This window comes from Acidovorax sp. KNOB132 (genome assembly GCF_057541515.1).
Genome location: NZ_BAAJYT010000478.1, coordinates 1 through 1691, shown reverse-complemented (window position 1 = coordinate 1691; position 1691 = coordinate 1). Strand labels below are relative to the sequence as shown.

Here is a 1691-nt window from a genome sequence, read left to right as displayed (position 1 = left end):
CTGCGGCGGCGGCGAGGAGCGCACGCGCGCGGCCATGGCGCTGATCGCCCGCCTGGAGCCCCGGCCCGGCCGCGCCTTCGCCGAGGTGGAGCGCAACATCATCGTGCCCGACGTCATCGTGAAGAAGACCGGGCGCGGCACGCAGCAGAACTTCAGCGTGCAGCTCAACCCCGATGTGATGCCGCGCCTGCGCGTGCACGACATCTACGCCGGCGCGCTGCGCGGCAACCGTGGCGGCGAGGGCCACCAGGGCCTGCAGCAGCGGCTGCAGGAGGCGCGCTGGTTCATCAAGAACATCCAGCAGCGCTTCGACACCATCCTGCGCGTGTCGCGCGCCATCGTGGACCGGCAGAAGAACTTCTTCGTGCACGGCGAGCTGGCCATGCGGCCGCTGGTGCTGCGCGACATCGCCGATGAACTGGGCCTGCACGAGTCCACCATCAGCCGCGTGACCACGGCCAAGTACATGGCCACGCCGCAGGGCACGTACGAACTCAAGTATTTCTTCGGCTCGGGCCTGGGCACCGAGACCGGGGGTAACGCCTCCAGCACGGCGGTGCGGGCACTCATCAAGCAGTTCGTCTCGGCCGAGAGCCCGGCCAAGCCGCTGTCGGACAGCCAGATCGCCGAGATGCTGAAGGAGCAGGGCATCGAGTGCGCGCGCCGCACCGTGGCCAAGTACCGCGAGGCGCTCAAGATCGCGCCGGCCAACCTGCGCAAGGCGCTGTAGCGCCTGCGCCGCGAAAGACGCCGGCCCCTCAGCCCAGCAGTTGCGGATTCAGCCGCCAGACCGTGAAGTTCAGCGCGGCGGCGAAGGTGATCCAGGCCAGGTAAGGCACCAGCAGCGCCCCGGCCAGCGGCCGCAGCCGCCAGAACGCCACCAGGGTGGCGGCCACGCAGCACCACAGCAGGCCGATGTCGGCCAGCGCCCAGGCGCCCTGGTGCCACTGGAAGAACAGCCAGCTCCACAGCGCATTGAGCGCCAGCTGCACGGCGAACAGCCACAGCGCGCGCCGGCGCAGGGCCCCTGCGGGCTCGCGCCATACCAGCCAGGCGGCAACGCCCATCATGGCGTACAGCGCGCTCCACACCGGACCGAACAGCCAGGCGGGCGGCGCCCAGGCCGGCTGGGTGAGCTGGGCGTAGAACTGCGGCGCCTGGACCGATGCGATGCTGCCGACCGCAGCAGCCACGAAGGCGATCGCGAGCCAGCCGGCCAGGGCGAGCCAGGTGCGTGGCGTGAGGGGGGCTCGGCCGGGGCGGGCCGGCGCCGAAGGGGTGCGCGAGGGCAGGGTGGGGGTCATCGCGCCATCATGGCCGCCAGGGGGCCTTGGCGCCGTCAGCGAAGGCCGAAAAGAGGGCGCACGCGGGCTTGAATGCCACCCGGCGCCCCTGTCCTTTATCGCTGGATTGGGGCTGCCACGCCCCAGGCCTGAGCCCGATCGCCATGCGGTCGGGTTATTTTGCTATCAAATATATAGCTATATGCCCTAGTGCTTATTGTGCTGGAGGCCATTTTTTTATCGCATGGTCAGGGCGCGGTTCGTTCCGGCCGCCGGACCGCCCCGCGACGGCGCTGCGGCCCCGTGGGCGTCGAGCTTGAAGCCGGCGACCGCGTCGGCCAGTTGCGCCGCCTGCTGCTGCAGCGACTGCGCGGCGGCGGTGGCCTCTTCCACCAGCGCGGCGTTCTG

2 protein-coding genes are annotated in these 1691 nt (G+C 70.4%); one reads left to right on the top strand and one right to left on the bottom strand.

Going from position 1 to position 1691, the window contains the following annotated elements; genetic code table 11:
- On the top strand, positions 1–730 hold a 730-nt coding region (rpoN, locus tag AC27IO_RS23910; RefSeq protein WP_498741149.1), incomplete at its 5' end, for an RNA polymerase factor sigma-54.
- Between the two features lie 28 nt (positions 731–758).
- Here the strand turns inward: rpoN and AC27IO_RS23905 are convergent.
- A complete protein-coding gene (locus AC27IO_RS23905) occupies positions 759–1304 on the bottom strand; it encodes a TspO/MBR family protein (protein ID WP_498741147.1) in 546 nt (181 codons plus the stop codon).
- Between the last annotated feature and the right edge of the window lie 387 nt (positions 1305–1691).